Origin of the sequence: Micromonospora sp. AMSO1212t, from assembly GCF_008868145.1 — a bacterium.
Classification (GTDB): Bacteria; Actinomycetota; Actinomycetes; order Mycobacteriales; family Micromonosporaceae; genus Micromonospora; species Micromonospora tulbaghiae.
The window spans coordinates 1-17,655 of record NZ_WBKS01000068.1; the positions used below are offsets into that span (position 1 = coordinate 1).

Consider the following 17,655-nt stretch of genomic DNA (forward strand, 5'->3'; position numbering starts at 1 on the left):
GAGTTACGGCGGTCATGGCGGAGGGGAAACGCCCGGTAACATTCCGAACCCGGAAGCTAAGCCCTCCAGCGCCGATGGTACTGCACTCGGGAGGGTGTGGGAGAGTAGGACACCGCCGGACAATCTTCCAGTCGAGGGCCGCCCCAGCAGGGGCGGCCCTCGACTGCGTTAGCGTTCTCGGCGGAAACGCCATCAGGAAGGATGTACCTGTGAGCTCAGGACCCCAGGGCGGGGACCGCCCCCGTCGTTACGAGGATCGCGCCGACCGCGGCCAGGGGCGTGGTGACGCCGGCCGCGACGGCCGTCGCGATGACCGTCCCTCGTACCGGGGTGGCCGCGACGACCGCCCGGGCGGCTTCCGTGGTGGCGACCGTGACAGTGGCGCCCGTGGTGGTGACCGTCGTGAGGGCGGCTTCCGCGGCGGTGACCGTCGCGAAGGTGGCTTCGGCGGTGGTGACCGTCGTGAGGGCGGTTTCCGGGGTGGCGACCGCGAGGCCGGCTTCCGGAGTGGAAGCCGGCCGGGCGGCGACCGTCGCGAAGGCGGGTTCCGTGGCGGCGACCGCGACGGCGGTTTCCGCGGTGGGGACCGTCGCGAGGGTGGCTTCCGCGGGGGTGACCGTCGTGAAGGCGGTGCCCGCGAGGGTGGTTTCCGTGGCGGTGACCGTCGTGAAGGTGGCTTCGGCGGTGGCGACCGCCGTGAGGGCGGTTTCCGCAGCGGCGATCGTCGTGAAGGCGGCGCCCGCGAGGGTGGCTTCCGTGGCGGTGACCGTCGTGAGGGTGGTTTTCGTGGTGGCGACCGCGAAGGCGGCTTCCGCGGAGGTGACCGTCGTGAAGGCGGCGCCCGTGAGGGTGGTTTCCGCGGTGGAGACCGTCGTGAGGGCGGCGCCCGTGAGGGTGGCTTCCGTGGCGGTGACCGTCGTGAGGGTGGTGCCCGTGAGGGTGGCTTCCGCAGTGGAGACCGTCGTGAGGGCGGCGCCCGTGAGGGTGGCTTCCGCGGCGGTGACCGTCGTGAGGGTGGTTTCCGTGGTGGCGACCGCGAAGGCGGTTTCCGCGGTGGGGACCGTCGTGAGGGCGGTGCCCGTGAGGGTGGCTTCCGCGGTGGCGACCGTCGTGAGGGTGGCGCCCGTGAGGGTGGCTTCCGCGGCGGTGACCGTCGTGAGGGCGGCGCCCGTGAGGGTGGCTTCCGCGGCGGTGACCGTCGTGAGGGTGGTTTCCGTGGTGGCGACCGCGAAGGCGGTTTCCGCGGTGGGGACCGTCGCGAGGGCGGTGCCCGTGAGGGTGGTTTCCGCGGTGGCGACCGTCGTGAGGGCGGCGCCCGTGAGGGTGGCTTCCGCGGCGGCGACCGTCGTGAGGGTGGTTTCCGTGGCGGCGACCGCGAAGGCGGTTTCCGCGGTGGGGACCGTCGCGAGGGCGGCGCCCGTGAGGGTGGTTTCCGCGGTGGCGACCGTCGCGAAGGTGGCGCCCGTGAGGGTGGCTTCCGTGGCGGCGACCGTCGTGAGGGTGGTTTCCGTGGCGGCGACCGCGAAGGCGGCTTCCGCGGAGGGGACCGTCGCGAGGGCGGCGCCCGTGAGGGCGGCGGGTTCCGTGGCGGCGACCGTCGCGAAGGCGGTTACCAGGGCGGCGACAACCGCCGGGAGGGTTACGCCGGCGGTGATCGCCGTGAGGGCGGTTTCCGGGGCGGCGACCGTGAGGGTGGCTTCCGCGGTGGCGAGCGCCGTGAGGGCGGGTTCCGCGGCGGTGACCGCGACCGTGGCTTCCAGCGCGACGAGCGTCGCGACGACCGGCGGCCGGGCGGCTACCGGGGCGAGCGGGACGGCGAGCGCCGTGGCTACGGCGACCGGCCGGGTGGTGACGACCGCCGGACCGGCAACTACGGCCCGCAGCGGGAGCGCCGGGACGAGCGTGGCGAGGGGCGTACCGGTGAGGCGCCGGAGCTGCCGGACGACGTCGTCGCGAGCGACCTCGACTCGGCCGTCCGGGCCGAGCTGCTCTCCCTCGCCAAGCCGGTGGCGGAGACGGTCGCCCGGCATCTGGTCGCGACCGGTCTGGTGATCGACGAGGACCCGGCGCTGGCGCTGGCGCACGCCATGGCGGCCCGCCGGCTCGCCTCGCGGATCGCCGCCGTGCGTGAGGCCGTCGGGCTGGCCGCGTACCACGCGGGCGAGTGGCAGACTGCCATCGCGGAGCTGCGGACGTACCACCGGATGAGCGGCCTGCAGAGCCACCTGGCCGTGCTGGCCGACTGCGAGCGGGCGCTGGGCCGGCCGGAGCGGGCCATCGACCTGTTCCGCGGCGCGGACCGGGACAAGCTCGACCAGGCCGTCGCGATCGAGCTGCTGATCGTGGCCGCCGGGGCGCGCGGCGATCTCGGTCAGAAGGACGCCGCGGTGGCGATGCTCCAGGTACGCGAGCTGACCGGCGACTCGACCGAGCCGTGGGCGGCGCGACTGCGCTACGCGTACGCGGACGCCCTGTTGGCCGTGGACCGGCGCGAGGAGGCGCGGGAGTGGTTCTCCCGGGCTGCCGACGTCGACTCCGAGGGGGAGACCGACGCCGCCGAGCGGCTGCTGGAGCTGGACGGCGTGGTCATCGAGGGCGACGACGAGCCGGAGGACGACTCGGACGCGTCCGAGTCGTCGGCCGAGGCCGCCAGCGAAGACGAGGAGGACGACGACCTCGACGACGATGACGACGACGATGACGACGACGATGACGACGACGACGATGACGACGATGACGACGACGATGACGACGATGACGACGACGACGACGATGACGACGACGACGACCGCGAGGACGACGCGCGGCTGAGCGGCGGCGACGACATCACGTCGGGCGGGGACGCGGCACGGGCCGGCTACCGGGACCGTGACGCAGGCGATCTGGCCGACGACGAGCTGACCGACACCGAGTCCGGCTCGCTCGCCACCAGCACCGCCACCACCCCGACCTTCGTCGCGGCGACCGAGGAACCGGCCACCACCGCGCCAATCGACACCGCCCCGACCGGCACCTCCGCGGCTGCCGAGGCAGCGGCCGCCGCCACCCCGGCGGACGAGGCCGACGGCGACCGGCCCGCGCCGGGCGACGCCGCGGGCGGCGAGGGCGAGGCGGCGGACCGCCGATGACCGGGTACGCCGGTGACACCAGCTCCGGCGCGGATCGGGGAGAACCCGACCGCGCCGGGGCGGGCGGTGCGCTGGTCGAGGCGTACTCGCTTGTCGTCTTCGACCTGGACGGCGTCATCTACCTGATCGACCGGCCCATTCCCGGCGCGGTCGAGGCGGTCGGCCGGCTGCACGCCGAGGGGCGGGCGGTCGCGTACGCGACGAACAACGCCTCCCGCCGCTCCAGCGAGGTGGCCGACCTGCTCACCGGCATGGGCGTTCCGGCGCAGCCGGCGGAGGTGCTCACCTCCGCGGCGGCCACCGCCGAACTGCTCCGGGACCGGCTGCCCGAGGGCGCGGCCGTGCTCGTGGTCGGCGCGGAGGCGCTGCGGGCCGAGCTGCGCGCGGTGGGCCTGCGGCCGGTGTCCACGGCCGACGAGGAGCCCGCCGCGGTGGCTCAGGGCTACGGCCCGCAGGTCGGCTGGTCCGACCTGGCCGAGGCGTCCCTGGCGGTACGGGCGGGCGCGCCCTGGTACGCCACGAACACCGACCGCACGCTGCCCAGCCCGCGCGGCCCGCTGCCGGGCAACGGCTCGCTCGTCGCGGTGCTGCGTACCGCGCTGGGCCGTGACCCCGACGTGGTGGTGGGCAAACCGGAGCCGGCGTTGTTCACCACCGCTGCGCGGCGGGCCGGAGCAGGGCGCACGCTCGTGGTGGGCGACCGGCTGGACACCGACATCGAGGGCGCCCGCCGGGCCGGGCTGGACAGCCTGCTGGTGCTGACCGGGGTCAGCGACGCCGCCGAGCTGCTGGCCGCGCCCGAGGAGCGCCGTCCCGGGTACGTCTCGTTCGACCTGGCGGGCCTGTTCGACCCGGCCGCGGTGGTGGCGGTGCCGGGCCGGCCGACGGCCGGCGGCTGGTCGGTGACGGAGGCCGGCGCGGATCTCGTGCTCGACGGCGCCGGCGCGCCCCTGGAGGCGCTGGCCGCGCTCTGCGCGGTGGCCTGGTCGACGGCGGCCGGGCCGCGCGTGCGGGCGCAGTCCCCGGCGGCGGAGGAAGTGCTCGCCGGCTTCGGTCTCGACGACTGAGGCGCGCCGGGCCGCTCAGAGCAGCTTGCGGAGCTTCATCAGGTCGAACGGGTTCGCCTTGATCGAGACCCGCCGGGAGGCCACCGCCGACATGACGTCGAGCCGGCCGTTCACCAGCGCGACGAGGTCGTCGCTGCCGGTGCTCAGCGCGATCTTGGCCTTCGGGTCGTCGCCGTCGGTGAGGTCGACCAGCCGGCCACCCTCCAGCCGCCCGTGGAACGCGGTGCCGAGATCGGTGATCCGGCAGGCCAGGGTGCGGTCGAGATCGATGCGTCCCTGTGCCTCGGCGTTGCGGTCCAGTCGAGCGGCCAGGTCGTGCAACGCCTGCCGGCACTCGTCCACGCTGGCCACATCGTCTCCTCACCACGAACCACGCCGTTCCCGGCACCGTACCGCAATGGGGCGTCCGGGGTGCCCGGTAGCGTGGCAGGTGCACACCTCGCCCCGCGGAAGGACTCAGGCATGCAGGACGCGTGGCGCGCCTACCTCGAGCTGGCCATGGGCCTGACGGAGGCGCCCCGGAAGAAGGCACAGGACGCGGTCATGCGCGTCGTCGGCCAGGGCGGCGCGACCGCCGCCCAGATTCAGACGCTCGCCGAGGAACTGGTCGCGACCGGCCTGGCGAACCGGGAGTCGCTGACCAAGCTGGTCCGCTTCGAGGTGGACCGGGCGCTGGGCGCGGTCGGTCTGGCCACCGCCGACGAGGTCGCCGAGCTGACCCGCCGCGTGCACGACCTGGAGCGGCAGCTGCGCGAGGCGCGGGGCACCCTCGAACCGGGCGCCGCGCTGCCCGAGCCGTCCGCCGCACCGGCCGCGCCGACGGCCGGCCCGGCCGGGACGCCGACGGCGCCGCCCGGGACGTCCAGGGCTGAGTCGTCGGGGGCTGAGTCGTCCAGGGCCCAGCCGCGGGACGAGCGGTCGCACGCCGAGCCGTCGCAGCCCGAGTCGTCCGGGGCCGAGCCGTCGCCGGCCGAGAAGTCCCGTGCCGCGACCGTCCCGGCCACAACGCCGGCGGACGCCCCGGTCACGACGCCGTCGAAGACCCCGGCCACGACGCCGTCGAAGACCCCGGCCACGACGCCGTCGAAGACCCCGGCCACGACGCCGTCGAAGGCGGTGGCGAAGAAGACGGTGGCCAAGAAGGCGATCGCGAAGAAGCCGCCGGCCACCGTGGCCCGTACCCCGGGAGCCGCGCCGGCGAAGAAGGCCACCGGCCGCCGGGCGGGCGACTCGTGACCGCGCCCTACCGGCCCGGCCCGCCGCCGGGTCCACGCCCGGGACCACCCCCGGGGGTACGCCCCGCTCCGGTCGAGGAGGTCGGCGAGGCGCGGCACCCGGCGGTGGACGCCGCCGTGCTCGGCATGGCCAACGCCGAGGCACTCGCCCCGGCCGACCAGATCGCCCAGTACGAGGCGGCGTACGAGACGCTGCGCGAGACCCTCGCCACCATCGACCAGGCCTGAGCAGAGGCGGAGAGACACCTGATGGCTCGTCGTACCCGGCTGGACGCCGAACTCGTCCGGCGCGGGCTGGCCCGCTCCCGGGAGCAGGCCGCCGCGCTCGTGGAGGCCGGTCGCGTCCAGCTGCGCGGAGTGCGGGCGCGCAAGCCCGCGGCGATGGTCGACCCGGCCGATCCGCTGCTGGTCACCGGCGAGGATCCGGCCCAGGAGTACGTCTCCCGGGGCGGCCACAAGCTGGCCGGCGCGCTCGCCGCGTTCGCCCCCGGCGGGCTGACCGTCACCGGCCGGCGCTGCCTGGACGCGGGCGCGTCGACAGGCGGTTTCACCGACGTGCTGCTGCGCGGCGGCGCCGCCGAGGTGGTCGCCGTGGACGTCGGCTACGGGCAGCTCGCCTGGTCGCTGCGTACCGACGAGCGGGTCCGGGTGTTCGAGCGCACGAACGTGCGTACCCTCACGCCGGAGGCGATCGGCGGCCCGGTCGACCTGACGGTGGCCGACCTGTCGTTCATCTCGCTTCGGCTGGTGCTGCCCGCGCTGGCCGCGTGCACAGGGCCCGGCGGTGACCTGGCGCTGATGGTCAAGCCGCAGTTCGAGGTCGGCAAGGAGCGCGTCGGCGCCGGCGGCGTGGTCCGCGATCCGGCGCTGCGCGCGGAGGCGGTGCTCGACGTGGCCGCGACCGCCGCCGGGCTCGGCCTCGGCCTGGCCGGCGTGGCGGCCAGCCCGCTGCCCGGGCCGAGCGGCAACGTCGAGTTCTTCGTATGGTTGCGCGGGGACGCGCCCGCCGCGGATCCGGAGCGGGTCCGCGCGGTGGTGGCCGCCGGCCCGCAGGGCGCCGCCGCGACGGCGGCCACGACCGAGGAGGTGTCCGGGTGAGCCGTACCGCGCTGCTGGTCACGCACACCGGCCGTCGACGCAGCACCGAGCACGCCCGCGCGGTGGCCGCCGACCTGATCGCCGCCGGGTTCGAGGTGCGTGTCGTGGCCGAGGAGGCCGACGACCTGGACCTGCCGGGCGTGGTGCCGGTGACCGGCCCGGAGGCGGCCGAGGGCGCCGAGATCGTGTTCGCGCTCGGCGGGGACGGCACTTTCCTGCGCGCCGCCGAGCTGGCCCGCCCGACCAAGGTTCCGCTGCTCGGCATCAACCTGGGCAAGGTCGGTTTCCTCGCCGAGGCGGAGATCGACGACCTGGACACCGCCGTGCGTGACGTGGTCCACCGCAACTACACCGTGGACGAACGGCTCACCCTGGACGTCACCGCAGAGTTCGAGGGCGGGCCGACCATCGAGTCGTGGGCGCTCAACGAGATCAGCGTCGAGAAGGGCGAACGCGCCCAGATGCTGGAGCTGCTCGTCGACGTGGACGGCCGGCCGCTGTCCCGGTACGGCTGCGACGGCGTGATCTGCGCGACCCCCACCGGTTCGACCGCGTACGCGTTCTCCGGCGGCGGGCCGGTGGTCTGGCCCGAGGTGGAGGCGCTGCTGCTGGTGCCGATCAGCGCGCACGCGTTGTTCAGCCGCCCGCTGGTGACCGCGCCCACGTCGACGTTCGTCATCACCGTCGACCCGTTCACCACCCTGGCCGTGCTCTGCTGCGACGGGCGGCGCGTCTACGACCTGCCGCCCGGCGCCCGGGTCACGGTGCGCCGCGGCACGCTGCCGGTGCGCATCGTCCGGCTGCGGGCCCGCCCGTTCACCGACCGGCTGGTGGCCAAGTTCGACCTTCCCGTCCAGGGCTGGCGGGGCAACCGTCGCTGACCAGCGGCTCAGCGGAAATCTCCGTTCGGCCCACCGGTCCCGGCACTCGCGCGCGTTACGGTGGGCGTACGGGCCGCGAAGAGGTGAGTCCGGGCGCGGCGGTGAGGCCCGCCGCTTCCCGGATGCGGCCCACCTGTCGCGGGCTCGGCCAGGGGGTGGTCGGGGCCGCGACGGTCGGGACGCCGGAGCGTCGTGAGCCGGCCGCGGCGGGCGGACCGGCACGCCGCGTCCGGTCGGGTGTCGACCCCGGCCGGGCCGACAGGTCGCAGGGCCGCCGCCGGAGGAAGCGGCGGCACGCGAGCTGGGCGACGCGGTCTCCGGCGTCCCGGCCTCCACTCCGTCGCGCTCGTGTCCACCTGGCGACATGTCGCCGGTGCGGCGGCCCGTACCCGGTGACCTGGTGGCGGACGCCGTCGCAGACTCCGATCGCCGGTCTCACGAGGCCGGCCTCGGAGTAGAGGAGCGTCACATGCACCGGTTCCCCCGCTGGCTCGCCGCCGGCGTGGCCGGGGCGTTGGTGGTCGGGCTCGCCGTACCGGCGTCCGCCGTACCGCCCGCCCGGCCCGCCGTACCGCCCTCGGGCACATCCGCCCCGGGCGCGCCGCCCGCCCGCGTCACGCTGATCACCGGCGACCAGGTCGAGCTGGTCCAGGCCGCGCCGGGCCGGATCGCCGCCACTGTCCACCCCGGGCCGGGCCGTGACCGGATCGTCTTCCAGACCACGCAGGCCGACGGCGGGCTGCGGGTGCTTCCCGCCGACGTCGTGCCGTACGTGTCCGCGGGCGTGCTCGACCCGGACCTGTTCGACGTGCAGGAACTGGCCGAGCAGGGCTACGGCGACGCGGGCCTGAAGGCGCTGCCGCTGATCGTGCGCTACCGGGAGCCGGCCGCCGGGCGGGTGCGCCCGCTCGCCGTGGCCGCCGAGTCCCGTCCGCTGTCCAGCATCAACGGCGCCGCGCTGCGCGTCGACAAGGACGACCTGGGCGCGCTGTGGACGTCGCTGCGACAGGCGCCGCAGGCCCGCGCCGCGGGCGCCGGAGCCGTCCGGCTCGGCGCCGGTGTGGAGCGTGTGTGGCTCGACGGGCGGGCCCGGGTGGCGCTGGAGCACAGCGTCCCGCAGATCGGCGCGCCCGCCGCCTGGGCGGCCGGCCGCGACGGCGCCGGGGTGCGGGTCGCGGTGCTCGACACCGGCGCGGACGCCGACCACCCCGACCTGGCCGGCCGGATCGCCGAGGCGCGCGACTTCACCGGCGGCGGCAGCGCCCGGGACGGCCACGGCCACGGCACCCACGTGGCGGCCACCGTCGCCGGCAGCGGCGCGGCCTCGGCGGGGCTGCGCAAGGGCGTCGCACCGGGCGCGCGGCTGCTGGTCGGAAAGGTGCTCGACGACTCCGGCTCCGGCTACGACTCCGGCATCATCGCCGGCATGGAGTGGGCCGCGCGCTCCGGCGCGAAGGTGGTCAGCATGAGCCTCGGCGGCGCGCCCACCGACGGCACCGACCCGATGAGCCAGGCCGTCAACGACCTCACCGCCGAAACCGGCGCGCTGTTCGTGATCGCCGCCGGCAACGACGGTGAGCCGCGCAGCGTCGGTTCGCCCGGCGCGGCCACCGCCGCGCTCACCGTCGGCGCGGTCGACCGTGACGACGTGCTCGCCGACTTCTCCAGCCGCGGGCCGCGGCTGGGCGACAACGGCCTGAAGCCGGAGATCACCGCGCCGGGCGTCGGCATCGTCGCGGCCCGTGCCGCCGGCACCACCATGGGTACGCCGGTCGACGACGCCTACACCCGCGCCTCGGGCACCTCGATGGCCACGCCGCACGTGGCGGGTGCCGCCGCCGTACTGGCTCAGGAGCATCCCGGGTGGACCGCCGGGCAGCTCAAGGACGCGCTGGTCAGCACCACCCGGCCGAGCGCCGGCGCGACGGTGTTCGAGCAGGGCGCCGGGCGGGTCGACGTGGCCCGCGCGCTGCGCCAGCGGGTGTACGGCACGGCCACGGCCGACTTCGGCCGGCTGACCACCGGCGGCCCGGCCGCGACCCGGACGGTGCGCTACGTCAACGGCACCGCTGCCGCGCAGACGCTGCGTCTGGCGCTGGAGCTGCGCAACCTGGACAGCGGTGCGGCCGAGACCGACGGCCTGACGCTCGACGCCGGCACGGTGACGGTGCCGGCCGGTGCCGGCGTGGACGTGCCGCTGCGCGCCGACCCGGCCCGGCTGGACCGGGGCCCGCACGGCGGGTGGCTGGTGGCCACCGGTGCGGACGGCGTGACGGTGCGCACGGCGGTCGGGTTGACGCTCAGCGGCCCGCAGCACACGGTGACGCTGCGCGCGCTGGACCTGGCCGGGCGGCCCGGACCGGCGCCGGTGGTGACGCTGTTCGGCGAGCACCCGGAGTCGGACGCGCTGGGCTGGCTCGGCGGCGGCGACGAGTGGCAGGTCCAGGTGGAGGAGGGTCCGTACCTGCTGCACGCGCTGATCGAGCACGGCGCGCCGCTGGACGAGCAGCTCACCCTGGTCACCGACCCGGAGCTGACAGTGGACCGGGACCTCACGGTGGTGCTCGATCCGCGGCGCGGCACACCGGTACGGATCGAGACGCCGAAACCCTCCGAGCAGCGGGCGATCCTCAGCTTCTACCAGCACCGGGTGTTCGGCAACGGCCGGCAGGTCGACCACGGCGTGATGGCGTTCAGCACCGTGCAGCAGCTCAACGTCACCCCGACCCGGCAGGTGCGCCGCGGCGAGTTCGAGTTCTCCTCGCGCTGGCAGCTCGTCGCGCCGATGGTCGACATCGACGTCAGCGGCGTGTCCGGCGCCCTGGACGTCAACCTGATGGGCCAGTCGCCGGCCCCGGCCGGGCGGCAGCGGCTGCGCCTGGTCGCCGCCGGTACCGGCACGCCGGGCGAGCTGGCCGGTGTACGGGGCGCGGCGGCGCTGCTCACCGCGTCCGCCGACCGGTCCGAGGAGGAGCAGGTGGCCGCCGCGGCGGCGGCCGGTGCGAAGGCGGTGCTGATCGTCCGGCCGGCTGACCAGAGCGCGTGGACGGTGTGGCGTCCGACCGGGGACCGGCTCCCGGCGCCGGCGCTCGCGGTGGCGTACGACGACGGGCAGCGGCTGCTCGCGGCGGCGCGTACCGGCCGGGCCCGTATCGACCTGACGCTCACCGTGGACAGCCCGTACCTCTACGACGTGTTCCAGGTGTCACGGGGCCGGGTGCCGGAGCGGATCACCCACCGGGTCACCGCCGCCAACACGGCCGAGGTGACCGCGCGTTACGGCGACACCGGCGGCCTGCACTGGGCCACCGAGCAGCGGTTCGGGTGGCGGCCCTGGCAGGAGTTCTCCTGGAACGACGACCAGCGGATGGTGCGCACCGGGACGACCCGGCGAGAGTACGTCAGTTCCGGTGACTCGTGGTGGCAGCACCGGGTGCTGCACCGGCTGATGTTCTCCAGCACGGGGACGCTGACCGGCGGCCTGTCCGGCCGGCCGCGGCGCTACGCGGCCACCGACCGGACCACCGAGTCGTGGCACGCGCCGCTGGTGCGTCCCGCCGTGCCGGCCGGAGCGGCCGCGCCGAGCCGGACCGCTGACACGCTCGACCTGCGGGTGGCCGAGTTCGTCGACGCCGACGGCCACGCCGGCGTGGACAACCGGTCGGAGGAACAGGACACGGTTACCCGGCGGGTCAGCCGGGACGGGCGGCAGATCGCCGACCTGTCCGCCGGCTGGGCGCCGGTGCCTGCCACCGCCGGTCCGGCCCGCTACCGCCTCGACGTGACCACGGCACGGTCGTCGGCGGAATGGCGGTGGGCCACCCGTACCGAGACGGCGTGGGAGTTCACCTCGGCCCGCCCGGCCGGTGACGCGACCCGGCCGTTGCCGCTGCTCCAGGTGGACTACCGGGTGCCGGCCGACCTGCGCGGCGAGGTGCCCGGCAAGCGGAAGCACACAGTCGGGCTGACGCTGCGCCACCCGGCCGGCCTGCCCGCGCCGGCCGGCGCGACGGCACGCGCCGAGGTGTCCTTCGACGGCGGACGCACCTGGCGCACGGCTCCGGTACGCGGCTCCGGCACGCGGCTCACCGTCGAGGTGCCGGCCGGGCGCGGCACGGTGTCGCTGCGCGTCTCGGCGCGGGACCGGGCCGGCAACGCCGTGACGCAGACCGTGATCGACGCGTACGGGCTGCGGTGAGACCCCGGGGCGGGGCGGTCCTGGGGCCGTCCCGCCCCGGCCCCGGTCAGATCCACCCCCGCCGGGCGGCCTGGAACGCCAGCCCCGGCCGGGTGTCCACACCGGCGGCGGCCATCAGGTCGGCCAGCCGCCGCTGCACGGTACGGCGGCTCACCCCGAGCTGTGACGCGATCGACTTGTCCGGCACCCCGGCCACGAACAGCGACAGCAGCCGCGCCTCGTCGCCGTCGGGCTGGTAGCCGGTGGCGGCCCGGTCGGCCGGCGTGCCGAGCGGCGTCGCCATCAGCCAGTGGCTCTCGAAGAGCGCGAGCAGCGCGTCCAGCAGCTGGCTGCGGCCGATCACCGCTGCTGTCGGCTCGCCGCCGTCGCGGTCGGGCACCAGCGGGCAGACCGCGGTACGTCCGTCCACCACGGCCAGTCGAACCGGCAGCCGGTCCAGCACCCGGGCCTGCTCCCCGGCGCGTACGCCCCGCTCCACGTCGGCCAGGGCGCCCGGCTCCAGCAGCATCGCCCGTTCGTAGATGGCCCGGTAGCGCACGCCCCGGGCGAGCGCGTCGAACTCCTCGACGTTCTCCGGGCCGGGCATCGCCAGCGGGTTCGCCCGGCAGAACCACAGCACCTCCTCGCGCGCGCCGTTCTGCAGCTCGCGCAGCCGTTCGCGCAGCGCTCGCGCGCCGGTGACCACCTCGACCAGGTGCGCGGCGTCGTGGCGGCGCATCCCGGCCCGGTAGTCCTCGGCGAGCTGGGTGACCGCGGCGCGGGCCTCCTCCAGCGCCGACTGGCGGCGCAGCAGCGCCTCGCCGAGCGGCACGTCCGGCGCGAGCGGCCGCAGCGGAGCGTCCGGGTCCGGCCCGGTCGGCAGCACGAGACCCTTGTCCCGCAAGGCGTCCAGCCGGGCGACGACCTCCGCGTGGGGCCGCCCCAGCCGTTGCGCGAGCTCACCGACCCGGGCCGTGTTCGCCCTGACCAGGCAGCGGTAGAGCTCCTCCTCGTCCGGGGTCAGGCCGATCTCCTCCAGCACGGGGCTGAACTGTACGGGTGCCCGCGCCCCGCCCTGCCGGCTGGTCAACTGTCACACGGCGGGGCTACTGTCGGGTGCTGTGCTGGAAGAGCTGCGCATCACCGGACTGGGCGTCATCGAGGACACGACGCTGCCGCTGGCCGCGGGGATGAACGTCATCACCGGCGAGACCGGCGCCGGCAAGACCATGGTGGTGACCGGCCTCGGCCTGCTCTTCGGCGGCCGCGCCGACGCCGGCCGGGTGCGCGCCCAGCCGGGCCGCGCCGTGGTGGAGGGCCGGCTGCGCCTGAGCGGACGGGTGGCCGAGTCGGTGCACGCCCGCATCGTCGACGCCGGCGGCGAGCCCGACGAGGACGGCACGCTGCTGCTCAGCCGCACCGTCACCATCGAGGGCCGCTCCCGCGCGCACCTGGGCGGGCGTGCCATGCCGGTGTCCACGCTCGGCGAGGTCGGTGAGCAGGCGCTGGCCGTGCACGGCCAGTCCGACCAGCTCCGGCTGCTGCGCCCGGCCGAGCAGCGCGCCTCGCTCGACCGGTTCGCCGGCCCCGAGCACGAGAAGCTGCTCGACGCGCTGCGCGAGACGTACGCCCGGTGGCGCACCGTCGTCGACGACCTGGCCGACCGGCGGCGCAACGCCCGCGAGCGCAACCAGGAGGCCGACCTGCTGCGCCTGGGCCTGGACGAGATCACCCGGGTCGACCCGCAGCCGGGGGAGGACGCCGAGCTGAAGGCCGAGGCGCAGCGGCTGGAGCACGCCGAGGGGCTGCGCACCGCCGCGCAGGTGGCGCAGCAGTGTGTGGCCGGCGGCGTCGAGGCGACCGACGAGACGCCGGACGCGACGGCGCTGCTGGGCACCGCGCGGCGCACGCTGGAGGCGCAGGCCGGCACCGACCCGGCGCTGGGCGAGCTGGCGGCCCGGCTGGAGGAGGCGGCCACGCTCGTCACCGACGTGGCGGCGGAACTGTCCGGCTACCTGGCCGCGCTGGACGCCGATCCGGCCCGCCTCCAGACCGTCTACGAGCGGCGGGCCGCGCTGCGCGGGCTGACCCGCAAGTACGCCGACGACGTCGACGGCGTGGTGGCGTGGGCCGAGCGGGCCCGGACCCGGCTGTCCGATCTGGACACCTCCGACGAGCTGCTGGACGAGCTGGACCGCGAGGCGACCCGGCTCGCCGGTGAGGTGGCCGACCTCGCCGGCCGGGTCTCGGCGTCCCGGCGGGAGGCGGCGGTCCGCTTCGCCGAGGAGGTGACTGTCGAGCTGGCCGGGCTGGCCATGCCGCACGCTCGCATCGACGTGGCGGTGCTGCCGCGGCCGGCGGGCCGGTCCGAGCCGAGCCTGCCGGTCAACGGCGTCGAGACCGGCGTCGGCGCGGACGGCGCCGACGAGGTGGAGTTGCGGCTGCTGGCGCACCCGGGTGCCCCGGCGCTGCCGCTGCAGAAGGGCGCCTCCGGCGGCGAGCTGTCCCGGGTGATGCTGGCCATAGAGGTGGTCTTCGCCGGGTCCGGCGGCCCGCCCACGCTGGTGTTCGACGAGGTCGACGCGGGTGTCGGCGGGCAGGCCGCGGTGGAGATCGGCCGTCGGCTGGCCCGGCTGGCCCGCAGCCACCAGGTGCTCGTGGTCACACACCTGCCGCAGGTCGCCGCGTTCGCCGACCGGCACCTGGTGGTGGCCAAGGACACCGGGGGAGCGGTCACCACGAGCGGGGTGCGCGTGGTGGAGGACACCGAGCGCGCCCGGGAGCTGGCCCGGATGCTCGCCGGTTTACCGGACTCGGATCTGGGTATCGCCCATGCCGAGGAGCTCCTGGCCGTGGCGGCCAAGGAAAGGCGTCCGTGATGCCCCGATTGTGAGCGCAAGCACACCGGCGCGGGTTCCGGTGTGCTTCCCTGGGTAGGCGGCCCTGCTCAGGCATGTCGCGACAGCAAAACCTGCCTCACATGCCAGGATGGTCACGATGCGTCTACCCACACTGCGCCGGAGCCGGAACCCGGAGCCGGGCTCCATCGTCGGCACCGCGCGCCTTGACCGCCGGACGAAACGGCTGGTCGGGCGACTGCGACCCGGCGACATCGCGGTCATCGACCACGTCGACCTGGACCGGGTGGCGGCCGACTCGCTCGTCGCGGTGGGTGTGGCAGCGGTGCTCAACGCCAAGCCGTCGGTCTCCGGCCGCTATCCCAATCTCGGCCCGGAGGTGCTGATCTCGGCCGGCATCCCACTGCTGGACGATCTCGGCGAGAGCGTCTTCGAACAGGTCCGCGAGGGCGACCGGATCCGCATCGAGGGCAACACCGTCTTCGTCGGCGACGAGCCGGTCGCGCACGGCTCGTTGCAGGACGCCGAGACCGTGGCCAAGTCGATGGCCGACGCCCGGGAGGGCCTGTCGGTGCAGTTGGAGGCATTCGCCGCCAACACGATGGACTACCTGCGGCAGGAACGCGACCTGCTGCTCGACGGCGTCGGCGTACCGGAGATCCAGACCCAGATCCAGGGCCGGCACTGCCTGATCGTGGTGCGCGGCTACGACTACAAGGCCGACCTGGACGTGCTGCGCCCGTACATCCGGGAGTTCAAGCCGGTGCTGATCGGCGTCGACGGCGGTGCCGACGCGCTGGTCGAGGCGGGCTACACCCCGGACATGATCATCGGCGACATGGACTCGGTCACCGACGACGTGCTGCGCTGCGGCGCCGAGGTGATCGTGCACGCCTATCCGGACGGGCGGGCGCCGGGCCTGGCCCGGGTCAACGGGCTCGGCGTACCGGCGATCACCTTCCCGGCGGCGGCCACCAGCGAGGACCTGGCCATGCTGCTGGCCGACGAGAAGGGCGCCTCGCTGCTGGTGGCGGTCGGCACGCACGCCACCCTGGTGGAGTTCCTCGACAAGGGGCGTGGCGGCATGGCGTCGACGTTCCTGACCCGGCTGAAGGTGGGTGGCAAGCTGGTCGACGCCAAGGGCGTCAGCCGGCTCTACCGGCAGAGCATCTCCGGGTCGTCGCTGCTGCTGCTGGTCCTGGCGGCGGTGGCCGCGATGGCCTCCGCGGTGGCGGTCTCCACCGTCGGGAAGGCGTATTTGGGCGTGGTCTCCGAATGGTGGGACAATTTCGTGTTCCAGCTCGGCCAGCTCTTCTAGCTCCCCGACGATCAAGAGGCTGCAAGCGTGATCAACTTTCGCTACCACGTGGTGTCCCTGACCGCGGTGTTCCTGGCACTGGCGATCGGCCTGGTGGTCGGCACAGCCGCCCTCAACGGGCCGGTCGCCGACTCGCTCCGGGAGACCGTCAACGGTTTGCGCAAGGACAACTCGCTGATGCGCCAGTCGGTCAACAGCATGCAGAAGCAGCTGGAGACCGAGGAGGACTTCGCCGCCGAGATGGCCCAGCTCGTGCTGCCCGGCAAGCTGACCGGCCGCCGGGTGCTGGTGCTCACCCTGCCCAGCGGCCGCGACCAGGCCGAGGGCGTGGTGAAGATGCTCCAGACCGCCGGCGCCGACGTCACCGGCCGCGTCGACGTGCAGGACAAGTTCGTCAACCCGGACAGCAACAACAACCTGCTGGAGCTGGCGGTCACCGCGGCCCGGCCGAACAGCGCCCCGACCGGCAACCTGCCCGGCAACGGGCACGGCGTGGAGACCTCCAGCGCGTTGCTGGCCAACGTGCTGGTGGACCGCCCGGCCGGGAGCCCGCCGGTCAGCGACGCCGACCGGCGCGCCGTGCTGGAGCAGTACGCCACCGCCGGATACCTCACCCCGGCGGACCGGATCTCCACCGCCGCGGAGGCGGTGGTGATGGTCACCGGCCAGCCGTACGTGGACAAGGACTCGGCGAAGAAGGACGAGTCGGTGGTGAAGATCGCCGAGCAGTTCGACCGGGCCGGGGTGCTGGTGGTCGCCGGCATGGGCTCGACCGGCGGGAACCTTGTCTCCGTGGTCCGCGGCGACCCGGTGCTGTCGCAGACCATCTCCACCGTCGACAACGCCAACACCGTGCAGGGCCAGCTGGGCACCAGCCTCGCCCTGGCGCAGCAGCTCACCGAGAAGAAGACCGGCCAGTACGGCGTGGGCGACAACGCCACCTCCCGAGTGCCTACACTGCCCCGGTGACCGCTGCGGGCCGCCCGGTCCGTGCCGCGTCGCGTTCGAAGTCCGGATCGAGGAGGTCCCGTGAGACTGGGTCGGCTGCTCGCCGTGGGCGCGGGGGTGCTGGCCGCCCGCTACACGCTGCGCCAGACGCGCACGTCGCCGGGCGGGCCGGCGCTGGAGCGCACCAACTACCGGGGCCGAACGGTGACCCTGGCCGCCGGTCCGGCCCTGGCCGTCGGCGCGGCCACCGGGGCCGCGCTGGGTGCCGGTAGCGCCCCGGCCGGCGCCGCCGCGCTGGTCGCCGGGCTCGGCGCGGGCGCTGTCGGCCTCTACGACGACGTGGTCGGCGCGCGCCCCGAACAGAAGGCCGCCAAGGGGTTCGCCGGGCACCTCGCCGCGCTGCGCGAGGGGCAGGTCACCGCCGGGATGGTCAAGGTCGCCGGGGTCGGCGTGGCCGGACTGGGCGCCGCCGCGCTGCTCGCCGCCGACCGGCGGGTCGCCGCGCACCCGCGCCGCCAGCGCGCCGGAGCGTTCGGCCGGGGACTCGACGTGCTGCTCGGCGCCGGCGTGGTGGCCGGCACCGCCAACCTGGTCAACCTGCTCGACCTGCGGCCCGGCCGGGCGTTGAAGTCCGGCATGCTGCTCGGCGTGCCGCTGACCACCGGCCCGTACGGCGGCGTCGCGGCGGGCGCGGTCGGCGCGTCGGCCGCGCTGGTCGGTGACGACCTCGGCGAGCGGGTGATGGTGGGCGACAGCGGCGCCAACGCGCTCGGCGCGCTGCTCGGCGTGAGTCTCGCCGCGCGTACCGGGCCGTTCGGCCGGGCCGGCGTGCTGGCCGTGCTCGCCGCGCTCACCGCCGCCAGCGAGAAGGTCAGCTTCACCCAGGTGATAGCGCGGACGCCGGGACTGCGGCACCTCGACGAGCTGGGCCGGCTCCCGGACTGA

At 75.3% G+C, this 17,655-nt stretch carries 13 protein-coding genes, 1 rRNA gene and 1 pseudogene; 12 read left to right on the forward strand and 3 right to left on the reverse strand.

The genetic code is table 11. From position 1 onward, the window contains the following. The first annotated feature begins 4 nt into the window (after positions 1-4). Positions 5-121: ribosomal RNA gene (rrf, locus tag F8279_RS17905) — 5S ribosomal RNA — on the forward strand. Between the two features lie 94 nt (positions 122-215). Here the strand turns inward: rrf and F8279_RS30330 are convergent. Beyond that, on the reverse strand, positions 216-2,030 hold the full coding sequence (locus F8279_RS30330) for a hypothetical protein (protein ID WP_225853319.1): 1,815 nt from the start codon (positions 2,028-2,030) through the stop codon (positions 216-218). Here F8279_RS30330 and F8279_RS30635 point away from each other — a divergent pair. Together F8279_RS30635 and F8279_RS17915 are read left to right on the forward strand one after the other, a co-directional pair. Further along, positions 2,007-2,606 (forward strand): annotated as a pseudogene (locus tag F8279_RS30635) (Replicase polyprotein 1ab); the annotation flags it as partial. The gene F8279_RS30330 and the pseudogene F8279_RS30635 overlap by 24 nt on opposite strands. A gap of 518 nt (positions 2,607-3,124) precedes the next feature. Beyond that, positions 3,125-4,195 carry an HAD-IIA family hydrolase gene (locus F8279_RS17915; RefSeq protein ID WP_091424605.1) on the forward strand — a complete coding sequence of 357 codons (1,071 nt, stop codon included), beginning with the start codon at positions 3,125-3,127 and terminating at the stop codon, positions 4,193-4,195. A 15-nt stretch (positions 4,196-4,210) separates the two neighbouring features. Here F8279_RS17915 and F8279_RS17920 read toward each other — a convergent pair whose 3' ends face one another. Then, positions 4,211-4,546 (reverse strand): SCP2 sterol-binding domain-containing protein, encoded by a 336-nt coding sequence (locus F8279_RS17920; protein ID WP_091424607.1) that lies wholly within the window; start codon positions 4,544-4,546, stop codon positions 4,211-4,213. Positions 4,547-4,657: 111 nt separating this feature from the next. Here F8279_RS17920 and F8279_RS17925 point away from each other — a divergent pair, with 111 nt between their 5' ends. From F8279_RS17925 to F8279_RS17945, 5 genes are all read left to right on the forward strand, one after another. After that, positions 4,658-5,431 carry a phasin family protein gene (locus F8279_RS17925; RefSeq protein ID WP_151500540.1) on the forward strand — a complete coding sequence of 258 codons (774 nt, stop codon included), beginning with the start codon at positions 4,658-4,660 and terminating at the stop codon, positions 5,429-5,431. Continuing rightward, positions 5,428-5,658 (forward strand): hypothetical protein, encoded by a 231-nt coding sequence (locus F8279_RS17930; RefSeq protein WP_091424612.1) that lies wholly within the window; start codon positions 5,428-5,430, stop codon positions 5,656-5,658. Before F8279_RS17925 ends, F8279_RS17930 begins: the two co-directional genes overlap by 4 nt. A gap of 21 nt (positions 5,659-5,679) precedes the next feature. Beyond that, the gene (locus tag F8279_RS17935) at positions 5,680-6,528 is read left to right on the forward strand and encodes a TlyA family RNA methyltransferase (RefSeq protein ID WP_091424615.1); all 849 of its coding nucleotides are present in this window, start codon (positions 5,680-5,682) and stop codon (positions 6,526-6,528) included. After that, the gene (locus tag F8279_RS17940) at positions 6,525-7,409 is read left to right on the forward strand and encodes an NAD kinase (protein WP_091424617.1); all 885 of its coding nucleotides are present in this window, start codon (positions 6,525-6,527) and stop codon (positions 7,407-7,409) included. The genes F8279_RS17935 and F8279_RS17940 overlap by 4 nt, the downstream gene beginning before the upstream one ends. A gap of 469 nt (positions 7,410-7,878) precedes the next feature. Next, complete coding sequence (locus F8279_RS17945) at positions 7,879-11,607, forward strand: S8 family serine peptidase (RefSeq protein ID WP_151500541.1); 3,729 nt, start codon at positions 7,879-7,881, stop codon at positions 11,605-11,607. 46 nt (positions 11,608-11,653) lie between these two features. Here the strand turns inward: F8279_RS17945 and F8279_RS17950 are convergent, their stop codons facing one another. Beyond that, positions 11,654-12,628 carry a helix-turn-helix domain-containing protein gene (locus F8279_RS17950; RefSeq protein ID WP_151500542.1) on the reverse strand — a complete coding sequence of 325 codons (975 nt, stop codon included), beginning with the start codon at positions 12,626-12,628 and terminating at the stop codon, positions 11,654-11,656. Positions 12,629-12,707: 79 nt separating this feature from the next. On the opposite strand from F8279_RS17950, the gene recN reads away from it, so the two are divergent. The 4 genes from recN (at position 12,708) to F8279_RS17970 (ending at position 17,655) form a co-directional block, all read left to right on the forward strand. Further along, positions 12,708-14,465, forward strand: coding sequence for a DNA repair protein RecN (gene recN / locus F8279_RS17955; protein WP_091424625.1), 1,758 nt, complete (start codon positions 12,708-12,710; stop codon positions 14,463-14,465). A gap of 118 nt (positions 14,466-14,583) precedes the next feature. Then, positions 14,584-15,762, forward strand: coding sequence for a putative cytokinetic ring protein SteA (gene steA, locus F8279_RS17960; RefSeq protein ID WP_091424628.1), 1,179 nt, complete (start codon positions 14,584-14,586; stop codon positions 15,760-15,762). A 27-nt stretch (positions 15,763-15,789) separates the two neighbouring features. Next, positions 15,790-16,731: a copper transporter gene (locus F8279_RS17965; protein ID WP_091424630.1), complete on the forward strand. Its 942-nt coding sequence runs from the start codon at positions 15,790-15,792 to the stop codon at positions 16,729-16,731. Positions 16,732-16,791: 60 nt separating this feature from the next. Further along, positions 16,792-17,655, forward strand: a complete 864-nt coding sequence (locus tag F8279_RS17970; protein ID WP_091424634.1) for a hypothetical protein — start codon at positions 16,792-16,794, stop codon at positions 17,653-17,655.